13 protein-coding genes are annotated in these 23,473 nt (G+C 46.2%); 3 read left to right on the forward strand and 10 right to left on the reverse strand.

Features of this window, described 5'->3' with window-relative positions; all coding sequences use genetic code 11:
* Positions 1 to 29 precede the first annotated feature (29 nt).
* Positions 30 to 1,277 carry a DUF3843 family protein gene (locus tag ACW6QF_RS05040; protein WP_456087027.1) on the forward strand — a complete coding sequence of 416 codons (1,248 nt, stop codon included), beginning with the start codon at positions 30 to 32 and terminating at the stop codon, positions 1,275 to 1,277.
* A 42-nt stretch (positions 1,278 to 1,319) separates the two neighbouring features.
* On the opposite strand, the gene ACW6QF_RS05045 is transcribed toward ACW6QF_RS05040, so the two are convergent.
* Together ACW6QF_RS05045 and ACW6QF_RS05050 are read right to left on the reverse strand one after the other, a co-directional pair.
* Positions 1,320 to 2,360, reverse strand: a complete 1,041-nt coding sequence (locus ACW6QF_RS05045; protein ID WP_456087028.1) for a Gfo/Idh/MocA family protein — start codon at positions 2,358 to 2,360, stop codon at positions 1,320 to 1,322.
* Between the two features lie 6 nt (positions 2,361 to 2,366).
* Complete coding sequence (locus ACW6QF_RS05050; RefSeq protein ID WP_298547020.1) at positions 2,367 to 3,080, reverse strand: 2-phosphosulfolactate phosphatase; 714 nt, start codon at positions 3,078 to 3,080, stop codon at positions 2,367 to 2,369.
* Between the two features lie 105 nt (positions 3,081 to 3,185).
* On the opposite strand from ACW6QF_RS05050, the gene ACW6QF_RS05055 reads away from it, so the two are divergent.
* The gene (locus ACW6QF_RS05055; protein WP_298547022.1) at positions 3,186 to 3,779 is read left to right on the forward strand and encodes a DUF4251 domain-containing protein; all 594 of its coding nucleotides are present in this window, start codon (positions 3,186 to 3,188) and stop codon (positions 3,777 to 3,779) included.
* Positions 3,780 to 3,862: 83 nt separating this feature from the next.
* Here the strand turns inward: ACW6QF_RS05055 and ACW6QF_RS05060 are convergent, their stop codons facing one another.
* The 8 genes from ACW6QF_RS05060 to ACW6QF_RS05095 form a co-directional block, all read right to left on the reverse strand.
* Complete coding sequence (locus ACW6QF_RS05060) at positions 3,863 to 5,848, reverse strand: glucosamine-6-phosphate deaminase (RefSeq protein ID WP_456087029.1); 1,986 nt, start codon at positions 5,846 to 5,848, stop codon at positions 3,863 to 3,865.
* 229 nt (positions 5,849 to 6,077) lie between these two features.
* Positions 6,078 to 7,238 (reverse strand): N-acetylglucosamine-6-phosphate deacetylase, encoded by a 1,161-nt coding sequence (gene nagA / locus ACW6QF_RS05065; RefSeq protein ID WP_456087030.1) that lies wholly within the window; start codon positions 7,236 to 7,238, stop codon positions 6,078 to 6,080.
* 3 nt (positions 7,239 to 7,241) lie between these two features.
* Positions 7,242 to 8,408, reverse strand: coding sequence for an N-acetylglucosamine-6-phosphate deacetylase (nagA, locus tag ACW6QF_RS05070; RefSeq protein ID WP_186928131.1), 1,167 nt, complete (start codon positions 8,406 to 8,408; stop codon positions 7,242 to 7,244).
* Between the two features lie 281 nt (positions 8,409 to 8,689).
* Positions 8,690 to 10,633 carry an ABC-F family ATP-binding cassette domain-containing protein gene (locus ACW6QF_RS05075; RefSeq protein ID WP_298547028.1) on the reverse strand — a complete coding sequence of 648 codons (1,944 nt, stop codon included), beginning with the start codon at positions 10,631 to 10,633 and terminating at the stop codon, positions 8,690 to 8,692.
* A 58-nt stretch (positions 10,634 to 10,691) separates the two neighbouring features.
* A complete protein-coding gene (locus ACW6QF_RS05080; RefSeq protein ID WP_456087031.1) occupies positions 10,692 to 11,732 on the reverse strand; it encodes a hypothetical protein in 1,041 nt (346 codons plus the stop codon).
* A gap of 33 nt (positions 11,733 to 11,765) precedes the next feature.
* Positions 11,766 to 14,681, reverse strand: a complete 2,916-nt coding sequence (locus ACW6QF_RS05085) for a glycoside hydrolase family 2 TIM barrel-domain containing protein (protein WP_456087032.1) — start codon at positions 14,679 to 14,681, stop codon at positions 11,766 to 11,768.
* Positions 14,682 to 14,774: 93 nt separating this feature from the next.
* On the reverse strand, positions 14,775 to 16,388 hold the full coding sequence (locus ACW6QF_RS05090; protein WP_456087033.1) for a RagB/SusD family nutrient uptake outer membrane protein: 1,614 nt from the start codon (positions 16,386 to 16,388) through the stop codon (positions 14,775 to 14,777).
* 39 nt (positions 16,389 to 16,427) lie between these two features.
* Positions 16,428 to 19,544 carry a SusC/RagA family TonB-linked outer membrane protein gene (locus tag ACW6QF_RS05095; RefSeq protein ID WP_456087034.1) on the reverse strand — a complete coding sequence of 1,039 codons (3,117 nt, stop codon included), beginning with the start codon at positions 19,542 to 19,544 and terminating at the stop codon, positions 16,428 to 16,430.
* A gap of 848 nt (positions 19,545 to 20,392) precedes the next feature.
* Here ACW6QF_RS05095 and ACW6QF_RS05100 point away from each other — a divergent pair.
* Positions 20,393 to 23,455 carry a SusC/RagA family TonB-linked outer membrane protein gene (locus tag ACW6QF_RS05100; RefSeq protein WP_456087035.1) on the forward strand — a complete coding sequence of 1,021 codons (3,063 nt, stop codon included), beginning with the start codon at positions 20,393 to 20,395 and terminating at the stop codon, positions 23,453 to 23,455.
* Positions 23,456 to 23,473: the final 18 nt, after the last annotated feature.

Genomic DNA, 23,473 nt, shown 5'->3' on the forward strand with positions numbered 1-23,473 from the left:
ATTAATATAGACACGAATTATTTTAATATATGAAGGACATTAAAATCTATCCGAAAGATTGGTTGCAGTTGCACCCTTATAAGCAGTCAGATCCGACAGATCTCTATTATACCAATATCGCAAACCGCATTTACGACATGCTGGAAGAAACACACCTCGCCTATTCTTTTGAGAAGGACGAGGTGAAACAGATCTGCATACGCATGGCTGCCTACTTTGAGGACGTCATTTCCGGTCTGAATATCTGGCGCTCGTTCATCACGGAGCACAAAGCCTTGTACGGTAAATTCCTGCCGTTTTATACACCTGACGATCATTATTATGATGACGAGGTCAACTATGAAGACATCCGGTTCTTGCTCTGGCATTACACACAGCAGTATCACGGGCATCGCAATGGCACATTCGTCAGTCCCGACAATGCGGCAAATGGTGATACAGCCAGCCTGATCTACCAGATGTTTTGCGACGAATGGACGACAGCACCGGAGAACGAACGGCTGCAACAGCTCTTTGCTCCGGAAACCCGCTATGAGGATGTCGACAAATACAATGAATTGCTCCACTGGTTCCACTACCGATGTTACCTGTTTACCGATTCATTACAGGAACTGACGGATACAGTCAAGGAATATTGGAAACAGGTGAAAGATAAAGACGAGCAGTTCATCATAGTCGCCCACAATACATTGGCACATATTTCCAAAAGAATGTTCTTGGCTTACACCTCCCCAAAATGGCTTTCGTTGATTCTTCCGGCAGACCATCCGGATCACAGCCTGTTCGTTGAAGAAGGTGAAAAAGCACAGACATTCAAAGAACCGGAGTCCGAAGAGAGCGAGAAAGAGCTGGCCGAGCACTTCGAGAAATTCACGGCAGCGGCAGAAGGTAAAGCACTCCTTTATTTCCAAAACAAACAGGAATTTCTCGATTTCCTGACGAAGATCGGTATCAAAACGGAAGGAGCGATAGGCGATACAATCCCCCGGAAATTTGCCGTTTATGCCACCCCTTCAGAAGGTCTGCAAATCCTGACTGCCGGTGTTGAGTATATCAAAGACGAAAACAATCCTTTCTACGATCAGAAAAAAGCGGAAGACCAAGGTCTGTCCTTCTTCATGATCCGGAAATGCAGCCCGTATCTGCTGAGAATACTGGAAGAAAAAGACATGTTGTCAGATGCGCAGGCAAAGAGCCTGATCGGTGAGGGACGCAGCAAGGCAATCGTTCACGAGAACTGGGAGTTCCTGATGAGATATTTCCTTCGGGAATATTGATTTATCTGTTACTTTGGGCTTGATCCAAAAGTAACGGATAAATCAGTTTTTATCCGCCGGATACCGAATTCCCAATTGCCTGCGCACTTCATCGATGATTTCCAACGTGATCAGGGAATGTTCGTGGCTGTTGATCACGGATTGTCGTTTACCCGACAAAACCAGATCGATAAACTCCGCCACCTCATAATAATATTCATCCTTATCCGTCACCGCACTTATATCTTGAGGTTGGGCAGAGGGACCTTTACCGGAAGCGGCCGCCAGGCGAGGCGTATATTTCACCTCACCGATTATATTGATCCGGTCGAGCGTTATGTTGCCATCTTCCCCCTGTATCTCTGTAGGCAGGGAAGAATTGGCTATTTTGGAATAGAGAACGGTCGCACTCATTCCTTCGTATTCGAAATTGACGGCTCCCTGTCCATCCGCTCCAGACGAAAGGACAATCCCGGAAGCATCCATCTTTTTCGGGCGTCCGAACAAAACGACCATCGGATAAACGGTATAAATCCCGATATCCATCATCGCCCCATTCGACAGTTCGGGCCTAAATGCATTCAGCACGACTCCTTCCTTGAATTTATCATATCGGGAAGAGTACTGGCAATAGCAGGAAAAATAGCGTCGTATCATTCCCAAGCGTCCCAAGTTTTCCCGTACCGACCGGAAATTCGGGGTAAGAGTCGGCTTCATTGCCTCCATCAGCGTAACGTCATACTCCGCTGAGGCAGCGATCATCTCCCTCACCTCCCGTGCATTCGAAGCGAAAGGTTTCTCACAGAGCACGTGCTTTCCATACTTCATGCACAAGATACTCTGTTCCGCATGAAGGAAATTAGGCGATGCGATATACACTGCATCGATCAACGGACTTTTCGCCATCTCTTCCAGAGAAGTAAAAGTATAAGGTATCTGATGTTTGGCGGCAAAGGCATCCGCCGTCTCCTGTTTGCGGGAATAAACGGCAACCAATTCAAAACGGTCGTCCTGCCGTGCCCCGGCAATCACCCAGTCGGTTATAAAATTAGTCCCTACTACTCCAAAACGTACTTTTCCGGTATGTTTTTCCATATATTCCATTTCTTGTCAGCGTAATATTAATGTATTTTCCTCTATCGAAAGTTCGGGAACCTTGTCCGTACTACTCAATGTCAGGCAATAGGGAACAGCATCTTCGAGACGGTTCGCTTTCAGACGTCCCATATGGTCCGTCGTGTCCAAATAAGCAAGCAGGTCCTCCTTGTTGCTCGTCCACATATCACGGGCAATCACGGCTGCATCGCTGCCCGCTTCATACAGGCCGGTATTCAGCAACGTATCTGTCAAAGCTCCGCCAAAAAGCGTATCTTCTATATTCACCTTATCCTGCCATCCGGAACAGAGCACGACTACATCCCGCTTATGGCGGGCACAGTAATCGGCCACAGCCTGCAGATTGATGAAAGCTCCCGTTATCACCCGGAAAGCAGATTGGGCGATCGTGATCGCACGCGTACCGTTAGTTGTGGTGAACACAATATCTTTTCCGGAAACCTTTTCCGGCGTATAGTCGAACGGGGAATTCCCGAAATCGGCAAACCCACAACGCTTCACATTCCGCTCCGCTCCGACCAGCCAGCCTTTTGCCTTATATGCCTCGGCCTCTTCGACAGTAGCGACCGGACGGATGCTACGAACACCATTACTAAAAGCAGCGGCCATCGTCGTCGTTGCACGGAACACATCCACGACCACCACGATAGCTTCGGGATTATGATAGACCGGATATAATGCCGGTGAAAAACAAACATCTATTTTCATATCAAACGATTATTATCCCTACAAAAATACGGGAGATTTTAAACATTTCCCACATCCGCTTGTTCTTTTAGTACATTTTTGAATAAACGTTTTAAACTAAGTCGTATGAAAAGAATTGTATCTATGATGGTGATCTTCACCCTAATGTTGGGTGGTATGACACATGTGCAGGCTCAGACAAGTAAAGCCGCAGAAAAAGCTGAAAAAAAGCAGGAAAGAAAAGAGAAAAAAGAAGAAAGGTTAGCTAAGGACGCCGTCATGGGCGAAGAAGCATTCAACAATGCCATGCAGGCTATCACAAACCAGTCGTTCGTACTCGAAGCCAACTCCGTACAACCGTTGAACGGACGTGTTTACTATGTCAACTCAAACACAAACTTCGTTTCGTTGAACGACGGACAGGCTATGGTTCAGATTGCATCCAACTCTCCTTACCCCGGTCCTAACGGTTTAGGCGGTATCACCGTACAAGGCTCAGCATCCAACGTACAGGTCAAACAGGAAAACAACGGAAACGTATATCTGACCATGAGCGTACAGGGTATCTTTATCTCTGCAACCGTCAACTTGGTATTATACAGCGGAACCAACAATGCGATGGTTACTGTAGACCCGAACTTCTCAGGAAACGACCTGACAATGAACGGAACATTGCTTCCTTATTCAGACTCTAACGTTTTCCAAGGAACTACTTACTAATTCATATATATATATTAAACAACAATGAGAGGGCGGCCCGATAATCGAGCCGCCCTCATTTTTTTTATGACAGTCCGGTTTACTTATCGACCCGGAACATATTGTACGAATGCTTCCATCGCTTCATAAGAGGCAAGGCCCAACTGATGATAGAGTTCGGCAGTAGCCCGATTGCGGTCTTCGGCACGTTGCCAGAACAAGCGTTCGTCGTCACCAAGGAACGGTGCGCTTTCAGCCTGCGACTGGTGCTTCAGGATTGCATTTCTCTTGTGACGCAACTCTTCGGGAGAGATAGGAACGGCCATTTCCACATGGTCCATTTCCCATTCGGCCCAAGCCCCGCGATACATCCAGATGCGGCAGTTCTTCAACCATTCTTCATCCTTCAGTTCATCGATAGCCGCCAGAACGGCATTCAGGCATACACGATGAGTTCCATGCGGGTCGGCAAGGTCGCCGGCAACGAACATCTCATCGGGTTTCACATCCGTCAGCAACTTCTTCACGATGGCAATATCCGCTTCACTCAGGTCATTCTTCTTCACCAAACCCGTTTCGTAGAAAGGCAAGTCGAGAAAATGGATATGATCGTCATTCTTGATTCCGCTGTAACGGGCACCTGCACGGGCTTCTTCCCGGCGGATCGTGCCTTTCATAAAGAGGACATCGCGTCTTTCAGCTTCACCTTCCACCTTTTCATAACGGAGGAAATGAATGATTTCTTCGGCTTTCTTCTTAACCGTTTCGTCTTTTGTGTACTTATCGCAAACGTCACGCAGATATTCACAGTAACGGATTACCTCTTCATCCCCTACGGCAATATTGCCGGAAGTTTCGTAAGCGACATGCACATCGTGATGCTGTTCACACAAACGATGGAATGTACCACCCATCGAAATCACATCATCATCCGGATGCGGACTGAAGATAATCACCTTCTTCGGATACGGAGTCGCACGTTCGGGACGGTTTGAATCGTCGGCATTCGGCTTGCCGCCCGGCCATCCGGTAATCGTGTGCTGGATATCGTTGAATACCTTGATATTCACATTATAGGCCGAACCGTACAGGGCAAGCAGTTCACCCAGGCCGTTTTCGCTATAATCCTTGTTTGTCAGTTTCAAGATCGGTTTGCCCGTCAACTGGCACAACCAAACGATTGCGCGACGGATCAGTTTGTTGTCCCACTCGCAATTGGTAACCAGCCAGGGATGACTGATACGTGTCAGATCATAAGCAGCCGACAAATCGACTACGACTTTCGCATTCGTATGGTTCTGCAGGTAAGAAGAGGGAACAGCGTCACTCACTTTGCCTTCCACCGTTTTTGCGATGATCTTCGCCTTGTCTTCACCCCATGCCATCAGGATCACATTACGGGCTTTCATCATGGTAGCGATCCCCATCGTGATGACTCCCGCAGGCACATTGTCCAGTGACGGGAACGTACGGGATGCTTCTTTACGAGCAGCCCCTTCCAGCAGAACCAGACGGGTACGCGAACTCAAAGTCGCACCTACGCCGTTGAACATAATATTGCTCGCATGTCCCACTCCCAGCAGGATATAATCCAAACCGCCTACCTTCTGGATGTTTTCTTCGTACATCCGGCAAAAGTCGATGATGGCATCCTTCGGCATACATCCGTCAGGCGCATAAATATTTTCAGGAGCGATATCGATATGGTCCAGCAAAGCCTCTTTCAACTGCGCCACATTGCCGGCGGAAGGAGAGACAAGCGGAAAGAATTCATATTCGACAAAGACAACCACGTTGCGGAAGCTCAGTCGTTCTTCCTTATGCATACGGATCAATTCTTTATATACGCTCAGCGGAGAACGGCCTCCGGGAACAGCCATCACAAAGTTTTCACCGATTTCCTGTTTCTTGCGAATCTGATCCGCTATCTCCTTAGCGATAGCAAACGAACCTTCATCGGCCGATTTATAGATGTTTGTCGGAATCTTTTCCAGACGGGTTAAAACTGAATGCTCGAAAGCATTCTCCGGGCGATAATACCGCTGCGGTATTCGCGTCAGGGTAATCTGCGAACTAAGGTCTGTTTTCATGTTTAATTCTTGATTTAGTATATTATCGTAACTTGAATCACAAATATAACAATTAATAAATGATTATAGCTTTACAGACCATTTAAAAAATCAATACGATTATAGGAAATATAGATATTACGGATTTTGGCAGAGATGAATCAAATGTATCATTTAAGAACCAGGTTCGCGGACGACACGGATCGGACGGGCGAACCTGGTTCTTCATTCTTTATCAGTTCTAATCTTCTTAAAACAACGTATTGGCGGCCGGGACCAAGTTCCCCATCGACCAAACGGCACGGACAGCCAGATTACGGTCCATGATGATGATATCGGCATCTTTTCCGCGCTGCAACGTGCCCGTACGGTCGGATACCCCCATCAGGCGTGCCGGAGTTTCGGAAGCCATGCGAACGGCATCGGCCAACGGGATATTGGCTTTCTGGACCATCGTACGGACCAGCACGTCCATCGTAGCGATACTTCCGGCAAGCGAAGAATGGTCGGCCAACTTGCAAACACCGTCTTCAATGATAATACGTGAACCTTCGGCCGGTTTCACATCGCTCGCGGCATAAGACAACGCATCGGTTACAAGGCACGTTCGTTCCACCCCTTTCAGCTTATACACCAGGCGAAGGATCGTAGAAGGCAAATGTTTACCGTCGGCAATCACTTCCACCGTCATATCGTCCATCAGGAAAACGCTTTCCACCGTTCCTTCATATTTATATTCACGACGTTTGTGGAAACCGGGCATTGCATTGTAGAACTGGGCCGCATGGGTAAAACCCGCTGCATAGGCCCCTTTGATATCCCCGAATTCGGCTTCCGTATGCGTAATGGCAGCCAGGATACCTTTCGATCTGAGATAACGAGCGAAATCATGCGCACCCGGCAATTCAGGACTGGCATCCCAACGCTTAATACAGTTCGTGCTTTCCAGGATAGACATATATTCTTCCTTATCCGGATCTTTCACATCGTATAAGCTACCGGCCATCTTGGCATTCAGGTACGGCCCCTCCACATGAAGTCCCAACACAGGCCCGTCTTTTTCCGCCATAAGCTTCTCACAAACAGAGACAGCTTTGCATATAGATTCTTTCGAAGAAGACGACAACGTGGGGAAAAGAGTCGTCGCACCATGTTTCATATGCGCGGCAATCGCGCTATGAAAGGCTTCTTCCGTACATTCCTTAAAGTCGTGGCCGCCACCACCGTGCACGTTCATGGCTACGAAACCGGGAATGATATACATACCCTTGGCATCTACCACTTTGGCGCCGATAACAGCCAGGTCACTGTTTGTCACCTCCAAAATCTTCCCGTCGCTAATCAATACGGAGCCATCCTTCAACCATCCCTGCGGGGTGAGGATCTGGCCATTTATTATTTGTGTCAGCATAAATCAAAACAATTTATTCGTTCCTTCCACTAATTTACCCATCGCCCAAACAGCACGGACGTTCAAGTCCTTATCCAGAATCTGGATATCCGCATCCTTGCCTCGTTGCAAAGAACCTTTACGGTCGTAAACGCCCATGATGCGTGCCGGAGTTTCGGAAGCCATGCGAACGGCATCTTCCAACGGAATCTCGGCTTTCTGGACGACCGTACGGATCAGACGGTCCATAGTCGCAACACTACCGGCAAGCGCAGAGCGGTCCGCCAACTTGCAAACGCCGTCTTCGATGATCACACGCGGATCGAAAGCCGTCTGGCTGTCACTTGCGGCACAAGCCAGCGCATCGGTAATCAGGCAAGTGCGTTCCACGCCTTTGATCTTATAAACCAAGCGGAGGATTGTCGGAGGCACATGGATACCATCGGCAACCACTTCGACCGTCATGTCGTCGATCAGATAAATACTCTCGACCGTACCTTCATATTTATATTCACGGCGTTTGTGGAAACCGGGCATTGCGTTGTAGAAATGCGTGGCATGAGTATATCCGGCTTCGTAGGCAGTCTGAATATCCTCGTACTCGGCTTGCGTATGGCCGACAGAAGCCAGTACGCCTTTCGACGTGATGTATTTGCCGAACTGCATGGCTCCCGGCAATTCGGGAGCGGCATCCCAACGTTTGATGCAATGTGTCTCTTCCAACAGGGGAATGTATTCTTCCGGATCCGGATTCTTGATATTTTCCGGCAACTGGCCGCCGGCCATCTTCATGTTGAAGTAATGTCCTTCCAGATGAAGCCCCAGGACAGGACTGTCTTTTTCCGCCATCAACTTTTCAGTCGTTGCGGCCGCCTCACGGATCATCGGGATGGTCGAAGAAGACAATGTAGGAAAAATACTGGTCGTACCATGTTGCATATGAGCGGCTACTGCTGCCCGGAATGCATCTTCGGTACCTTCCATAAAGTCACGGCCTCCACCGCCGTGAACATGGATTTCTACTCCGCCCGGCACGATATACATGCCTTTAGCGTCTATCAAAGTGGCTCCTACCACTGCCAGATCGCAGTTAGTCACTTCCAGAATCTTGTTATCACTTATCAGAACAGAACCGTCTTTCAACCAGCCCTGTGGGGTAAGGATCTTGCCATTTATAATCTGAGTTAACATAGCGCAAGAATTAAGTTTGTGTTTTTTAGTTTTAAGTAGACAAAGGTAGAAAGATTTTCTAAAGAGAGTTAAAGACCAAGCGTTAATATTTACTTTTTCAAAACAGAGAGAGTAAGTCGGTCCAGGAAGGTTTTATTTAAGTGACAATAGCCATGCTTCTATTGTCAAACAGCCCAATCATTGACCTTTGGCCTTTGGCCGAAGATCTTTCCGCCCTTGGTCAAAAACCCTTTCGACACATGTCAAAAACCTTTTCGACAGTTGTCAAAAGTCTTTTCGACCTAACTATTGGCCGCATTCAGTTCTTCCAGTTCGAGGGTCTGTTCCGTCCAGAGATCCATCGTGTCGGAAAGTTTCTTCTTCAATTCGGAATATTCGGTATATAAGGAAACATCCGCCGCCCCTTCGGGAGTGGCGAGCTTGACCTCGATAGCAGCAATGGAGTTTTCGAGTTCCGTTATTTTCTTTTCGGATTCGGCTATCGCTTTTTCAACTTTCTTGATTGCCTTGCTTTGTTCCTTGCGGGCTTCATAAGAGAGCTTGTTTCGGGTCGGCTCCGAAGCGGTTCCATCCATAGAGGTTGTCGCTTGGGTGGAACGTTCCAATTCGCGCAAGCTATCCATCTTCTTATGTTCCAGGAAATCATAAATACCTCCCAAATGTTCGATCACCCGTTTATTTCCGAATTCATAAACCTTGTCTACCAGTCCATCCAGGAATTCACGGTCGTGCGAGACGACGATAACCGTACCGTCGAACTCTTTCAAAGCATCTTTCAGCACATCTTTCGAACGCATGTCCAAATGATTGGTCGGTTCGTCGAGGATCAACAGGTTCACCGGTTCCAACAACAGCCGGATCATGGCCAGACGGGTCTTTTCTCCACCGGACAGTACCTTCACTTTCTTGTCCGATGCTTCTCCACCGAACATGAAAGCCCCCAGTATGTCCCGTATCTTCAGGCGGATATCCCCCTGCGCAACATAATCGATCGTATCGAAAACGGTCATATTCTCGTCCAACAGCTGTGCCTGGTTCTGTGCAAAATAGCCGATCTTCACATTATGCCCCAACTGAAGCTTTCCGGTAAAGTCGATCTCTCCCATTATACATTTAACCAACGTGGACTTGCCTTCGCCGTTCTTGCCGACAAAAGCGACTTTGTCTCCGCGGTTAATGGTAAAAGTAGCATGCTCGAAAATCAGATGGTCGCCATAGCGCTTGGCTACATCTTCCGCAATCACCGGATAGGAACCGGAACGGGGAGCCGGAGGGAATTTCAGGCTCAACATAGCCGTATCCACTTCGTCCACTTCGATGCGTTCAACTTTTTCCAATTGTTTGATACGGGATTGCACCTGCACGGACTTGGTCGCTTTATAACGGAAACGCTCGATGAAAGCCTCCGTATCGGCCAATTTCTTCTGCTGGTTTTCAAAGGCACGAAGCTGTTGTTCGCGGCGCTCCTTACGCAATTCCACATATTCGGAATATTTTACCTTATAATCATAGATCTTACCAAGTTCTATCTCTATCGTCCGGAAAGTCGTGTTATCGATAAACGCCCGGTCATGTGAAACCAGGATAACCGCATTGGCACGTGTCGCGATGAAGTTTTCAAGCCATTGGATGGACTCGATGTCCAAATGGTTGGTCGGCTCGTCCAGCAACAAGATATCCGGCTTGCGGAGCAGGAGCTTGGCAAGTTCGATACGCATGCGCCATCCCCCGCTGAACTCGGAGGTCGGCCGGTCGAAATCCTCACGACTGAATCCCAGACCGATCAACGTCCGTTCCAACTCGGCATGATAATTATTTCCGCCCATCATCTGAAAATGTTCCGTCAGATGCGTGACACGGTCTATGAGGTTCTGATACGATTCCGTTTCATAATCGGTCCGCTCGGCCAGTTGCTGATTCAGCCGTTCTATCTCCTTTTCCATCTCATGGATATGCTCGAAGGCCTGTTCCGCCTCTTCGCGCACCGTCTGTGTATCCGCCAGCTTCATCTGCTGGGGAAGATAACCTATCGTCGTCTCCTTCGGTACGCTGACCGATCCGGATGTGGGTGATTGCAATCCGGCAAATATTTTCAGCATCGTCGATTTTCCCGCACCGTTCTTTCCCACCAGTGCGATACGATCCTTCTTATTTACCACGAACGAGACATCATCAAAAAGCGTAAACCCGCCAAACTCAACTGTAAGTCCTTCAACAGAAATCATATTTTTTCTCTTTTAGCAGATGCAAAGGTATATAAAATTTTTATTGGAGCGCCGTCCTTTAATTCTTCTTCCGCTCGATAGGTGACGGAACTTTCTTTGCATATTTATCCCGGTCGCAGACAATCTTCCCATCCACATATTCCAACTCAGCAATCTGGATGGAGGCACGGTGATAGTTCCAACTGTTTTCTTCCACTTCGATACCGTCCATTTTGTACGTTCGTCCCGGATGGGTAAAATAGAAAATAAAAGCACGGTCACCAATCACGACGACATCGCAATGCCTTCCCTGGTCAAAATCGTCCGGACGGAGGCCCGGCTTGTTCAGGATCGTCGAATTATAGGTCCAGTTTGTCGCATCGTCCGATTCGTAACAATGCAAGCCGACATATCCCAGACTGCATTCATCGATGATGTTCCAGTATTTATTCTTCCAATAAAAGACAATCGGTCCTTCATGCGGGACATCGTCGATCTCGCATTTGCCAGTTATCTTCCAGGTCGTCAGATCCTTGCTCACACCCGTATTTGTTTTGGAGTCGGGAGTCTTGTACCACATCTTCCACGTCCCGTCCGGCATCTGAAACGCCGAAGCGTCGATACAACCATGCGTACCCTCTATTTCCTCCACCAGATCCCAGTTCAGCATATCTTTGCTTTTGTAAAAGACAAGCCGGGCGTCACCTCCCCAGAAAGGATGAATGCCGGGGATAAAGGTCACGATCATGTAATAAGCGTCCTTATGCTTGAACACATCGGGAGCCCAGAAAGTACTCTGTCCCTGCATAGGTTCCGGCAGGTTGGCCGTCCCGACATAATACCAGTTTTTACCGTTGTCCTTGGTGGCCGCGATCCCGACCTTACTGCCATAGACACAGGCCACTTCCTGCAAGTTAGGGACATTGGCGCGGCGTTGGGTGTAGAACATCCACCATTCCTGCCGTCCCTCATTCCATTCGAGCGTCGGGTCGGTCGGACCGTCATGGATTGGACAACGGAACAAAGGGGCCGGCGCATGTTCGATGTCGAACGGCTTGTCTTGTGCAAAAAGGCTTGCCCCGTAGAACAGGACTGCCAACATAAATAAGATTTTCTTCATGCTATTCAGATTAAACGTATTATACATCATATATTAATAGAGTGAGATTTCCCCCAGGCCGGCACGTCCTTCGGAGACATTCTCGATTGTCAAGCGGACATATTTCACTTCCCGGTCAACCGTCATCGGCTTAAACTCCCACCCCGTACATTCGCGTTCATAGAGGAGTTCCCACCGTTCACCATCCTCGGAAGTCTCCACCTTATGCTTATAGGAAGAGCTGTCTTTCTGGAAAAGGATACGGCTGGCAACCACATATGTCGGACGGTCCAGCACCAAAGTAACCACTTGCGGCAACCGATCTTCCCCGGCGATCCACCAGGTATGATCGTCATCGTCGATTATATTGGAGGCCGGATACCCGTTTTGGCTGCTTCCGACCTGGACCGACGCTATTTTCAGGCGAGGTCTTTCCAAGACGCGCTTCTGCCAGGAAGAAGGTTTTACCACAACATTGTCTTCTTCTTTCCCGGTAAACAGGGCATGTTTCCCATCAGGCAGAGACTTTCCTTCAAACGGTTTCGTATTGATTTCAGCTTCACCGGAGGACAAACCCTCGGCTGTCGCTTTCACCGTAATCTTACCGGCCTTCTTCGTCGTGCGGACAAATGCGAACCCAACACCTCCTTCCACCTTCTGAGGATTGATGCCGATACGGCTGATCGTGTCTCCGACCAGCATCCCTTCACCGGAGACCTGAATACGGATTTCCTGTCCGGAGTTGTAGACCAAGGAACCATTCTTGTCACAGACCTTAATGTAGACGGGAATCATATCCGAGCCGTCAGCAACAGGAACAATGCCATCCGTCTTGATATCCACAACCAGACGATCGGCTTTTTCCGGAGTGCTCACACTATGGGTCGCCACAACCTTTCCGCCAGCCAGCGCTTCCGCCTTTAAAGTCCCGGCTTCATATCCTCCGGCATTAAAGACGAATACCGGACTCCCCCCCTTCTCGACAACCGCGCGATACAGCGGAGTCCGTTCTTCCCTCGTCTGAGTCCCGACCAGCTTCTCATTACGATAAAGACGGACTTCGTCACAGTTGGAAAAAACCGTTATATCCGTCGTCGACGAGGCGAAATCTCCCGAAGCATTATAAGAAGCGATAAAGACCATCGGTCCTTCATACAGACCTGGTTGTGAAACCGTCTTGTCCCGCATACTCTGCAACATGAAGTAGCTGAATTTCGGATACCGGTTGATATCCACCACACCGCTATACATCGTTTCATCCTGGCTACCTCGCGCATAGTCATTGTAGCTCCAAACGAAATGCCCGCCCATATGAGGATTGGCATCCAGCATGCACCAGTCAAAATAGCCTTTGCCGTTCAACTGTTCGATACGGCTACGGCACTGGCGCATCTGTTCTTCCTCGCTTTCTTTCAAGCTGACACGCGGTTTTTCGCCCACGCCATCTCCCCATTCACGGGTAAACAACGGCTTGACCGCTATAAAATCTTCCGGATAATTACTCATCACATCCCCGTCTTTCGGGAACTTGGAAACCTGCTTATAAAAGACATCATAATAAGGTTCCATTTCCGCATGTCCGAAGTAATCGCCTGCAGTGTACATCTGATCGCCCGGATATTCGGCATGAGACAGTTCGAAAATCTCCTTTGCCAAAGAGACCGGATAACGGGATTCGTTCAAAGCCGTTTCCCAAAGAACGACGGAAGGATGGTTCCGGTCACGGCGGATCATCTGGCGTCCGATCTCATACAAACGTTTGATGAAAGTGGAATCCGGATTATAGAACTGCCAACCGGGAATACACTCCACCACTAACAGCCCATATCGGTCACATGCCTCCAGGAAAGCCGGATCGTTCGGATAATGAGCGGCGCGAACCGCATTATAGCCACCTCGTTTCAGGTCGATCACCTCCCTCACCTGCATGGAGTTAGAGGCTGCATCCCCGACGTTGGCAAACGCCTGGTGGCGGTTGGCTCCACGCATATACAGCTTTTCCCCATTGATAAAGAACCCGTCCTCAGCCGTGTAGCGGATCGTACGGATACCGATTTTCCGGATGGTTTCATCGAGGACTTTATCATCCGACAGCAACTGTGTACGCAAGGTATAAAGGTGAGGCGTATAAGGATGCCATAAGGCAGGTTGATCGACAATGAGGTTCTGCTCCACCGTCCCGTCCGATTGCTTTTGCAAGGTCACCGATGTTTCTGCCTCTGCAACGATACGGCCTGCCGAATCGACCAATTGCGAGAAAACGGAAAGGGCTTCATCAATGTCTGTCAAATTCCGGACATGTGTGGCAATATGCGTTCTTGCTTTCTCCTTTGTCACTTCGGGGAAAGTCACGAACTGGCCACCGCCGGCAACTTTGTTTTCCTGTAAAGGATCTGTTATATAAATCTTGTCCGTAATCATCATCCGGACATCCCGATAAATCCCACTATAATAGTAGAAGTCCATTTTATCCTGCGGCTTTCCCGGAGGTGTAAGCGGGTCCTGTTCGGCAGACACACGGACAGCCAACACATTATTGCCATCCCAATCGATACGGTCCGTAAGGTCTGCAACAAATCCCATATAACCACCGTGATGATCCGTAATCTCTTGACCGTTCAGATAAACATCGCAATTCACCATCACACCTTCAAAAGATACAACGATCCGTTTATCCTTATATTTTGCAGGTAGTTTGAAATAACGGCGATACCAACCGATCCCGTCATAAATGGAGTTTCCACCGCAATGTTTCGTTTCCAATTGCATGATATGAGGCAGGGCGACAGGCATCCATCCGGAATCATCCAGATCCGTCCGACTCCCTTCCGTCACATCCCCCCGGTAAAAAGCCCAGTCGGTATTCATATCCAGCACTTCCCGACCGGAAGAAGAAGGAGCGTTGCAACCATATCCAAATGCAATACAAACGAATAACAAGAGAAAAGAGAAAATTCGATAATGCTTCATACTATTTTAGTGTTTTTCTGTACAAAGGAAAGGGATATATTGGAAATGATCCAATATATCCCTCTTAAAACATGATAAAAATATCAGTTCTTATTAATAACCGTCATTCTGTTTCAATTGATCATTCTTTCGTATATAGTCCTGCTTGATCGGCAGATAACGGTGGAATGGTTTGAACACACGCTCTTCAACCAGCTCGCTACCTGTAATGACAGCACGCTTGGTCGGCTCTTTTTCTTTATAGTCGATTGTACCGGTGATCACTCTCAATTCGCCGTTCAGCACCGTTTCAGCCACCATCTTTCCACTGGCGTCTTTCCAACGGATAATGTCCTGACGGCGAAGACCTTCACCGGCTAATTCAACAGCACGTTCACGACGAATCAATTCGCGTAACTTATCTTTCGAACCATATTTGTTCCGGTCTACCTTCGGCATACCAACACGTTCACGGATCTGGTCCAACATACCGTAAATTTCAGCAGACGGCCCGTTCAACTCATTTTCCGCTTCCGCATAGCTCAACAAGACTTCCGCATAACGGAAAATAATCGGCTGGCAATTGGTAGCCCAAACATCATTGTACTGATCCATCGGAGCTAAATATTTCGCCCAAGTCAGACGAGTCTTGGAACAGTTGTTAGAACCATCATTGTTCGGATTTCCAGGTTTTTCAAGTGTTGGATCGATTTTATCCAATGTGTTCAAAACCTTTCCATTCCAATCCATACCCGGATAAAGAACAGTCATTGCCATACGCGGGTCACGGTTGGCAAACGGATGTTTTGCATCGTAACTACTACCAGCCTCTTCTTTTGTCAAACCGTTGCTCATTTCATACGTATCAATCAGATTCTGTGTCGGAACCATAGAAGACCAACCACCATCGCCATTGTTATACATCGTTGCAATCATCCAGTTTGAATACAAATTCTCATCGTGCTGGACAGCCGCAATGATTTCCTTCGAATTTTGTCCGGACACCATAAAAAGGTTCTCAAAACTTGGATCCAATTCATATTGTCCCAAATCTATAATAGCCTTGGCAGCATCTTTTGCCAACTGAAAATCCGAATAGAACAGGGCTGTACGCATTTTCAGTGCCAATGCCGTACCTTTGGCAATATATCCGCTGGCTTTCGGTGCATCGTTCAGCATCGGGATAGCAGCATCCAGTTCGTCATAGATGAATTTCTTCACCTCTTCTTCTGTATTACGTGGAACCTTAGCCTCTTCGGCTGTTTCATACGAATCGATGATGGGCACACCACCATACAACCAGTTCATTGTGAAATATTGGTAAGCCCGGATGGTCTTGACTTGTCCGATCATATCGTTTTTCTTGTTCGTATCCGCAAACTCGACACTCTCGATATTCTTGATGAAATCATTACAACGGCGGATCATTCCAAATGAATAGTAATTGGCAACATTACCAGTCGATGTCATTGTGCCTGCACCTATCTCTCTCCATCCTTCATGCGCATGGAAATTGAATCCGAAATCGGAAGCACAGTCCCAATACAAAATACCGGTTTCATCGGCCCAACCGTCATAACATCCGATCAGAAACTTTTCGGCATCTGTTTCCGTTTTCCAAGTCGTTGCCGGAGACAGAGCATCCAACGGAGCCGTATCCAAAAAATCGGAACAGGAAGTAGCCCAAATTGCCATTCCTGACAACATATATACTAATAATCGTTTCATATTTATATCTTTCTTTTAAATCTTAATTTTTCACATTTATCAGAATGTCACATTCACACCAAAGGCATGTGTCTGCGTCAACGGGAAACTGGAACCACGTTCATCTCCGATTTCAGGATCAACGCTTACAAGCATATTATGGATCGTAAACAAATTTTCTACTGAATAGTAGAAACGAACATTCTCAATTCCGACAGACTTCAACACATTTTTCGGAAGTGAATATCCGAATTGCAGATTCTTCATACGTAAGTAGCTGGAATTCTGTACCCAGAATGTAGAAGTCGTATAGTTGTTAGAACTTTCATCATAAGCGACACGCGGCATCGTGGCATCTTTGTTGTCCTGTGTCCAGGCATCCAACCAAACAGTTGCCGGGTGAGAGTCGTCACCAGCGAAATAACCGGTCACTTCCTTGTTGATCAAACGGCTTACACCAGCTGCCCCTGTAAAAGTCATTGACAAATCGAAATTCTTATAAGCTGCATTCAAATTCAAACCAAAAGTAAATTTCGGGTCGGTCGATCCAGCTAAAACACGGTCAGAGTCATCGATTTTTCCATCATTATTTGTATCCTTGTAAATCAGGTCACCGGCTTTGAACTTTTTGGAGAACGGATATCCGTCCTTTCCAGCATATTTATCCATATAAGCCTGTGCCGCTTCGTCTGATTCGAAGAAACCGTCTGATTCATAAACCAAGTAGGTATTCAATGCTTCACCGATCCGACGGATCTTATTGCCGTTGTTCGGATCTTGCATCTCCTTAGAACTGCCAGACAATCCCAAGTCCTGCAAAATATTCTTATTGTACGCGAAGTTGCCGGTTGCACCGAACGACCAGTCACCCCACTTGTTATTATAGCTCAAGATTACTTCGACACCTCGGTTGGACATTTCACCCACATTGTCCTTGTATGCACCCAAACCGAACTCCTGCGGAACAGGTACGTCCATAATGATACCCGTCGTCTTGCGGTCATAGTAATCGAACGTCACGTTGATCTTGTTGTTTAGTGTCGCATCAAAACCAAGTCCCCATGTACGGGATTTTTCCCATGAGATGGAAGCCAACTTGTAACTATCCTGATAATAACCAGACTGCAAAGCGCCACCCAATGGGTAACTTGCACCTAAAGCATACGTGTTCATCCAGGGATAGTAATCACTCAATGCATCCTGATTACCCAATAATCCCCATGAACCACGAATCTTCAAATTGTTCAACCAGTCCTTCGTATTTTCCATAAAGCCTTCTTCGCTGATACGCCATGCAGCAGAGAAAGAGGGGAAATAGCCCCAACGATTACCATCGGCAAAACGTGAAGATGCATCCGCACGGATATTGCCTTCCAGCAGATACTTGCCGGCATAATCATAATTGATACGTCCGAACCATGAAATCATTGCCAATTCACGAGTAAATCCATAACTTTTCTGAGATGCAGGATCACCCGCATTCATATCGGTCAAATCGTTAGTCGGGAAGTTCTTACGGAACTGATGGTTAAAAGAATAGTCATACTTTTCCGTATGCCAACCCGCCATCGCTTTCAAGCCATGTTCACCGAATTGCTTGTCGTAGTTCAACAAAGCATCGAATGTAGCACGATGCCAACCGATAAAACGCTCTTCCGCACGATTCTGCTCCGTTTCTTTATTCGGGTTATACTTAATATACTTCTGAAAAGCAATATAATGCTGCTGATTATTGACATAAGAACCTGTTACTGTCGCAACCAACCCATCAATAATCTTATAATCAGCTGCCAGCGTACCCGAAAAGTTCTGGTTTTTACGTTTAACCGTCTGATCTACATCCAACCAAGCAAGCGGATTTCCATCGGAAATCGTACCATAGGTACCATCTTCTGCACGACCGACAATCCACGGTGAAATACGATTCAACTGACGGATAATCTGGTCGGAACTGGCAGCATAACGAGAATCTCCATCCTCCCTTATACCGGAGTAATAAGAAGAAATCGGGTCTGCATAATCATTTTTAATATAAGCCAAATTCAAACGTACTGTCAATTTAGAATTCAACTTCAAATCCAAGTTAGTACGTGCGTTGAACTGCTGTCTTTCTGCATTCGGAAGAATACCTGTCTGTCCCAAATAACCGACAGATCCCATATATTTTGCATTTTCCGTACCACCGCTCACACTGACATTGTGTGAATGCTGCACACCGGTTTGGTAAGCCTCGTCATACCAATCCGTATTCGGGTGCGTATCAGGAGAAGAACCATCTTTGAATTTCTGAAGATCCGTTTCATTAAAACGAGGATTCAAACCTTCCGCCACCATAGACTGGCTATACAATCGCGCATAGTCATATGAACTGATACGGTCGATCATTTCCGTCGGTTTCTGAAAACCGACATATCCATTATAGGAAATACGCGGTTTACCTGTCTTACCTCGTTTTGTCGTAATCAAGATTACACCGTTGGAAGCCTTCGAACCGTAGATAGCAGCAGAAGCGGCATCTTTCAATACGGAAATGCTTTCGATATCGTTAGGGTCGACCGAGTTCATCGTACCGGTTTCGATACCGTCCACCAAAATATAAGGGTCAGCCGTGTTCAACGTACCGACACCACGTACGCGGATCGTACCACCATCCTGTCCGGGACGTCCACCGCCAGAAGTTACCTGAACACCGGGCATCGTACCTTGTAACGCTGTAGAAATGTTCTGTACAGGACGGTTTTCCAACGCTTTGCTATCGATCTGTGCAACAGCACCGGTCATATTCACTTTCTTCTGCGTACCGTAACCTACGACAACGACTTCTTCCAACTTCTGAGTGTCTTCCACCAGATTCACAGCCAAAGTAGCTTGTCCGGTGTACTTGATTTCCTGTGTTACATAACCGATGAAAGAGATTTGAAGGACATCACCGTTATTCACTTCCAGAACAAAGTTACCGTCCATGTCGGTAACTGTACCGTTTGTCGTACCTTTTACGACTACTGAAGCACCGGCTACGGGGCCCAGTACATCATTAACTGTTCCTTTCAAACTTTTCTGTTGCTGAGAAATACCAACTTTGGTAGTTGCTGTCTCATTAGCCGCAAGCACTGTTCCTGAGGAACATAAAGCAGCAGACAACAGCAAAAAGCTGACTGGTCTTACGATTTTCAACATACTAATTGTTTTTTGTTTAATAATAATAGTCACTATATGAATAAGATCCAAGGAGGTGGTAAACACCTTACTTATAGACTCTTTACATTCATGGTATGATTTCTAACATATATCATAAATTTGTCATATAAATGAAGACTTAGTTCTTGTAGGACTACGACTTGTTTTAAGAAATATAAAAGAGAATGTACTAATAGGAAGGCTTGCTGTATGGAGTTCTTGTAGGACTAAGATTAAGTTTTGCGAGTTTATGACGAAAGATCTAATATCATCCCTGTCTATATAAAACATCATGGAATCATAATAGTCTGGTTATATGATATTTATCTATGCAATAAGAGGTGTTTTGTTAGAAACATGGAGGCAAGTGAATTTCGATATGCTTAATTGTTAATTAACATTTCGAGATGTATGCTTGGTTAAAATACTTCAGAAATAGGGGACATGTATGAAACAAGACACTGATTCATGTATTTCACGTAAAGCTACAATATTGTCGGATTTTCAAAAGATTTAGAGCTATAGATAGCACTTATAAGAAAAAATAACAATTAATATTGTTTGTGTTAGTAAAATATTTTAATATATTTGTCCCGTTATATAAAACGGTATTAAAAATACATTCCAGAACGTTCATGCTAATTTTTTCTAAAAAAACATGCATGATAATAAATAAATGTGTTACATTTGCCGCGTCAAAGGACGTAGTCCTACAAGAACTACGCATGTGAAAGCATAAACTTTGGCCCTAATTACTAAAAAATAAGCAAATAAGTGTGAGCTGTAGAAGAAACAGGTCCTCTTAAAGCCTATTATATCTAACTATTATTAAACAAAAAACAATTAGTATGTTGAAAATCGCAAGACCAGTCAGCCTAATGTTGATGTCTGCTGCATTGTTCACAACAGGAACAGTGTTCGCATCTAATGAGACAGCGACTCCTAAAGTTGGCATCTCTCAGCAACAAACGAGTTTGAAAGGTGTCGTTGAAGACGAATTCGGCCCTGTAGCGGGAGCCTCCGTAGTTGTAAAAGGTACAACAAACGGTACTGTTACCGACATGAACGGAAATTTCGTTCTGGAAGTAAAAAAAGGGGATGTAATCGTGATATCCTTTATCGGTTATTTAACCCAAGAAATCAAGTACAATGGAGAACAATCCATCCATGTAGACCTGAAGGAAGACACTCAAAAACTGGATGAAGTTGTCGTGGTCGGTTATGGCGTACAGAAAAAAGTAAACTTAACAGGATCCGTATCTTCTATCAAAGCAGAGACTCTGGAATCAAGGCCAGTATCAAGTGTATCCGCAGCATTAGCCGGACAGATGCCGGGTGTTACGGCTATTCAAAGTTCCGGACGTCCGGGTAGCCAGACAGGTACAATTACTGTTCGTGGTAAAAACTCCGTCAACGCGGCAAGTCCGTTAGTTATCGTAGACGGTGTTCCGGGTAGTATGAACACAATCGACCCTGCCGATATCGAAAGTCTTACAGTATTGAAAGACGCATCTTCTGCTGCCATCTACGGTGTTCAGGCTGCTAACGGAGTTATTTTGATCACAACCAAGAAAGGTAAAAAAGGAGACCGTGCACGTGTTAACTATTCAGGTAATGTAGGTTGGTCAACCCCGACTATGCGTCCTAAATTCTTAGGAGCTGCAGATTATGCGATATTGTATAATGAAGCAACTCTTAATGACAACCCGAACAATCCACTTCGTTTTACAGACGAAGACATTGAATTATATCGTAATGGCACGGATCCTTATGGTCATCCCAATACCGATTGGTATAAAGAGACCATGAACCAAAACGCGATTGAAACAATGCACCACCTTTCCATCAGCGGTGGTTCAGAAAAAACAAGTTATAGCGCATCAGTCGGTTATACGCAACAAAACGGTTTGATCGATGCCAATAACTACAAACGTTTTAATGCACGTACCAGCGTTGATTCACAAATCAATAAATGGTTCTCTGCCGGTTTGAATGTTTCAGGCTACAGAGGAACCTTAATGGACGGATGGAATAGCGTTGCCGGTATGACTCAATTCACGAACCGTGCAACCCCTGTTGAAGGCGTACGAAATGAAGATGGTAAATTCATCTATAACGGTAAAGACAATCCTGTCGCTCTATTAGGACGTGACGGTTTCAGAAGAACAATGGACCAACAGGTAAACGGGACATTATATGGACAAGTAAACATTCTGCCCAATTTGACTGCTAAAGCTTTATTTTCAGTACGTAATGATGAAAAAAGCGAAGATGGTTTCAAAACACAGATTGTCTACGGCGCTAAAGACGAAGCGACGACCGGCCTTCGAGAAGGGTATGAAAAACAGACTTGGTGGAACTGGTACACCACCCAGGTATTGATCAACTATAACGAAACATGGGGTAAACACGATTTAGGTTTATTGGGCGGTTTTGAACAGATCGATTACCGCTACAAACATTTAGAGGCGACCCGTAAAGGCGGAGGCAACAATGAACTGCAAGAATCTTTGAGCACATTGGATGCATCTTCACAAACGAACAAAGAGTCAAGATACGAAGTCGCTCATCGTTCATATTTCGGACGTGCCCAATATAGTTTTGCTGACAAATATCTGTTAGAAGCAAATGTCCGTATAGACGGATCATCCCGTTTTGCCTCCGGCAACCGTTGGGGTACTTTCCCTGCCTTCTCTGCAGGTTGGAGAATCACCGAAGAAGAATTCATGAAAAATGCGGGGCTTGATTGGCTTAGTAATTTGAAATTACGTGCAGGCTGGGGACAAACAGGTAACGAAGAGTTGAAGGACGAAGAAGCTTATCTGACCGTTCCTTCATACGCGTACGATAAATATATGTTTGGAAATACGCTTTATTCAACCATCAAAGAAAGCCGTTACGCAAACCTGGAACTCAAATGGGCTACCGTAACAAGTATCGAAGGTGCGATCGAAGCATCTTTCCTCAACAATAAAATAGGATTTGAATTAGCCGGATACAAGAAAACAACCAACGACATGTTGTTGCTCCTTCCCGTACAGGGCATATTCGGTATGGACGCACCCAGACAAAATGCAGGCCAGGTACAGAACACCGGGTTCGATTTAAGTATTTTCCACAACAACTCTATCAGCAAAGATTTCCGTTATGACATAAACTTCAATATCGCTTATGTTCACAATGAATTAACAGATTTGAAAGGGACAGAAGGAAAAGAGCCCGGAGACGGACGTGGCAATTTCTGGTTCCTGGAAGGTTATCCTATCGGTTCATATTACGGATATGAAGCAGACGGTTTATTTAATTCAGCAGAAGAAGTCGCAAAAGGACCGACGCGCACCGGGACGGAACAACCGGGTGATATCCGTTACAAAGACTTGAACGGCGATGGAAAAATCGATGCCGCCAACGATCGCAAAGTGATCGGAAAAGAGTTTCCAAGTTGGACTGCCGGTTTAGGAGCCAATCTATATTATAAAGATTTTGATTTGTCATTCTTCTTCCAAGGTGCATTCGATGTAGATGCATACGTTAATGGTGAAGCAGCCTATGCATTCTTCAACGGCGGTAAGGTCCTGGAACGCCATTTGGACCGTTGGACACCAACCAACCACGATGCGTCATATCCGCGTATCACAATGGCTGACCAAATCAACTATCAGTTCTCATCTTATTGGTTGCAAGACGCTTCTTATGTCCGGTTAAAAAACCTGACGATCGGTTACAACATTCCGAAAGCATTACTAAGCAAAATCAATTTGGATCGCGTAAAAATATTCCTGACCGGTGAAAACCTGTTTACGATAACCGGTATGGATTCACTTGACCCGGAATCAGCTCCATCCAATGCCCGTGGAGGTTTATACTCGAACGTAAGAAAAATATCAATCGGTCTTAAAGTAGGTTTTTAAACAACTAATTATAATTTA

The sequence above is a fragment of the Parabacteroides sp. genome, assembly GCF_977054455.1.

Bases quoted from the DNA above. Each gene is read 5' to 3' on its own strand.
- ACW6QF_RS05045 (WP_456087028.1), bottom strand. From the start codon at position 2,360: ATGGAATATATGGAAAAACATACCGGAAAAGTACGTTTTGGAGTAGTA.
- ACW6QF_RS05090 (WP_456087033.1), bottom strand. From the start codon at position 16,388: ATGAAACGATTATTAGTATATATGTTGTCAGGAATGGCAATTTGGGCT.
- ACW6QF_RS05040 (WP_456087027.1), top strand. From the start codon at position 30: ATGAAGGACATTAAAATCTATCCGAAAGATTGGTTGCAGTTGCACCCT.
- ACW6QF_RS05055 (WP_298547022.1), top strand. From the start codon at position 3,186: ATGAAAAGAATTGTATCTATGATGGTGATCTTCACCCTAATGTTGGGT.
- nagA (WP_456087030.1), bottom strand. From the start codon at position 7,238: ATGCTGACACAAATAATAAATGGCCAGATCCTCACCCCGCAGGGATGG.
- ACW6QF_RS05100 (WP_456087035.1), top strand. From the start codon at position 20,393: ATGTTGAAAATCGCAAGACCAGTCAGCCTAATGTTGATGTCTGCTGCA.
- nagA (WP_186928131.1), bottom strand. From the start codon at position 8,408: ATGTTAACTCAGATTATAAATGGCAAGATCCTTACCCCACAGGGCTGG.
- ACW6QF_RS05060 (WP_456087029.1), bottom strand. From the start codon at position 5,848: ATGAAAACAGACCTTAGTTCGCAGATTACCCTGACGCGAATACCGCAG.
- ACW6QF_RS05050 (WP_298547020.1), bottom strand. From the start codon at position 3,080: ATGAAAATAGATGTTTGTTTTTCACCGGCATTATATCCGGTCTATCAT.
- ACW6QF_RS05075 (WP_298547028.1), bottom strand. From the start codon at position 10,633: ATGATTTCTGTTGAAGGACTTACAGTTGAGTTTGGCGGGTTTACGCTT.
- ACW6QF_RS05095 (WP_456087034.1), bottom strand. From the start codon at position 19,544: ATGTTGAAAATCGTAAGACCAGTCAGCTTTTTGCTGTTGTCTGCTGCT.
- ACW6QF_RS05080 (WP_456087031.1), bottom strand. From the start codon at position 11,732: ATGAAGAAAATCTTATTTATGTTGGCAGTCCTGTTCTACGGGGCAAGC.
- ACW6QF_RS05085 (WP_456087032.1), bottom strand. From the start codon at position 14,681: ATGAAGCATTATCGAATTTTCTCTTTTCTCTTGTTATTCGTTTGTATT.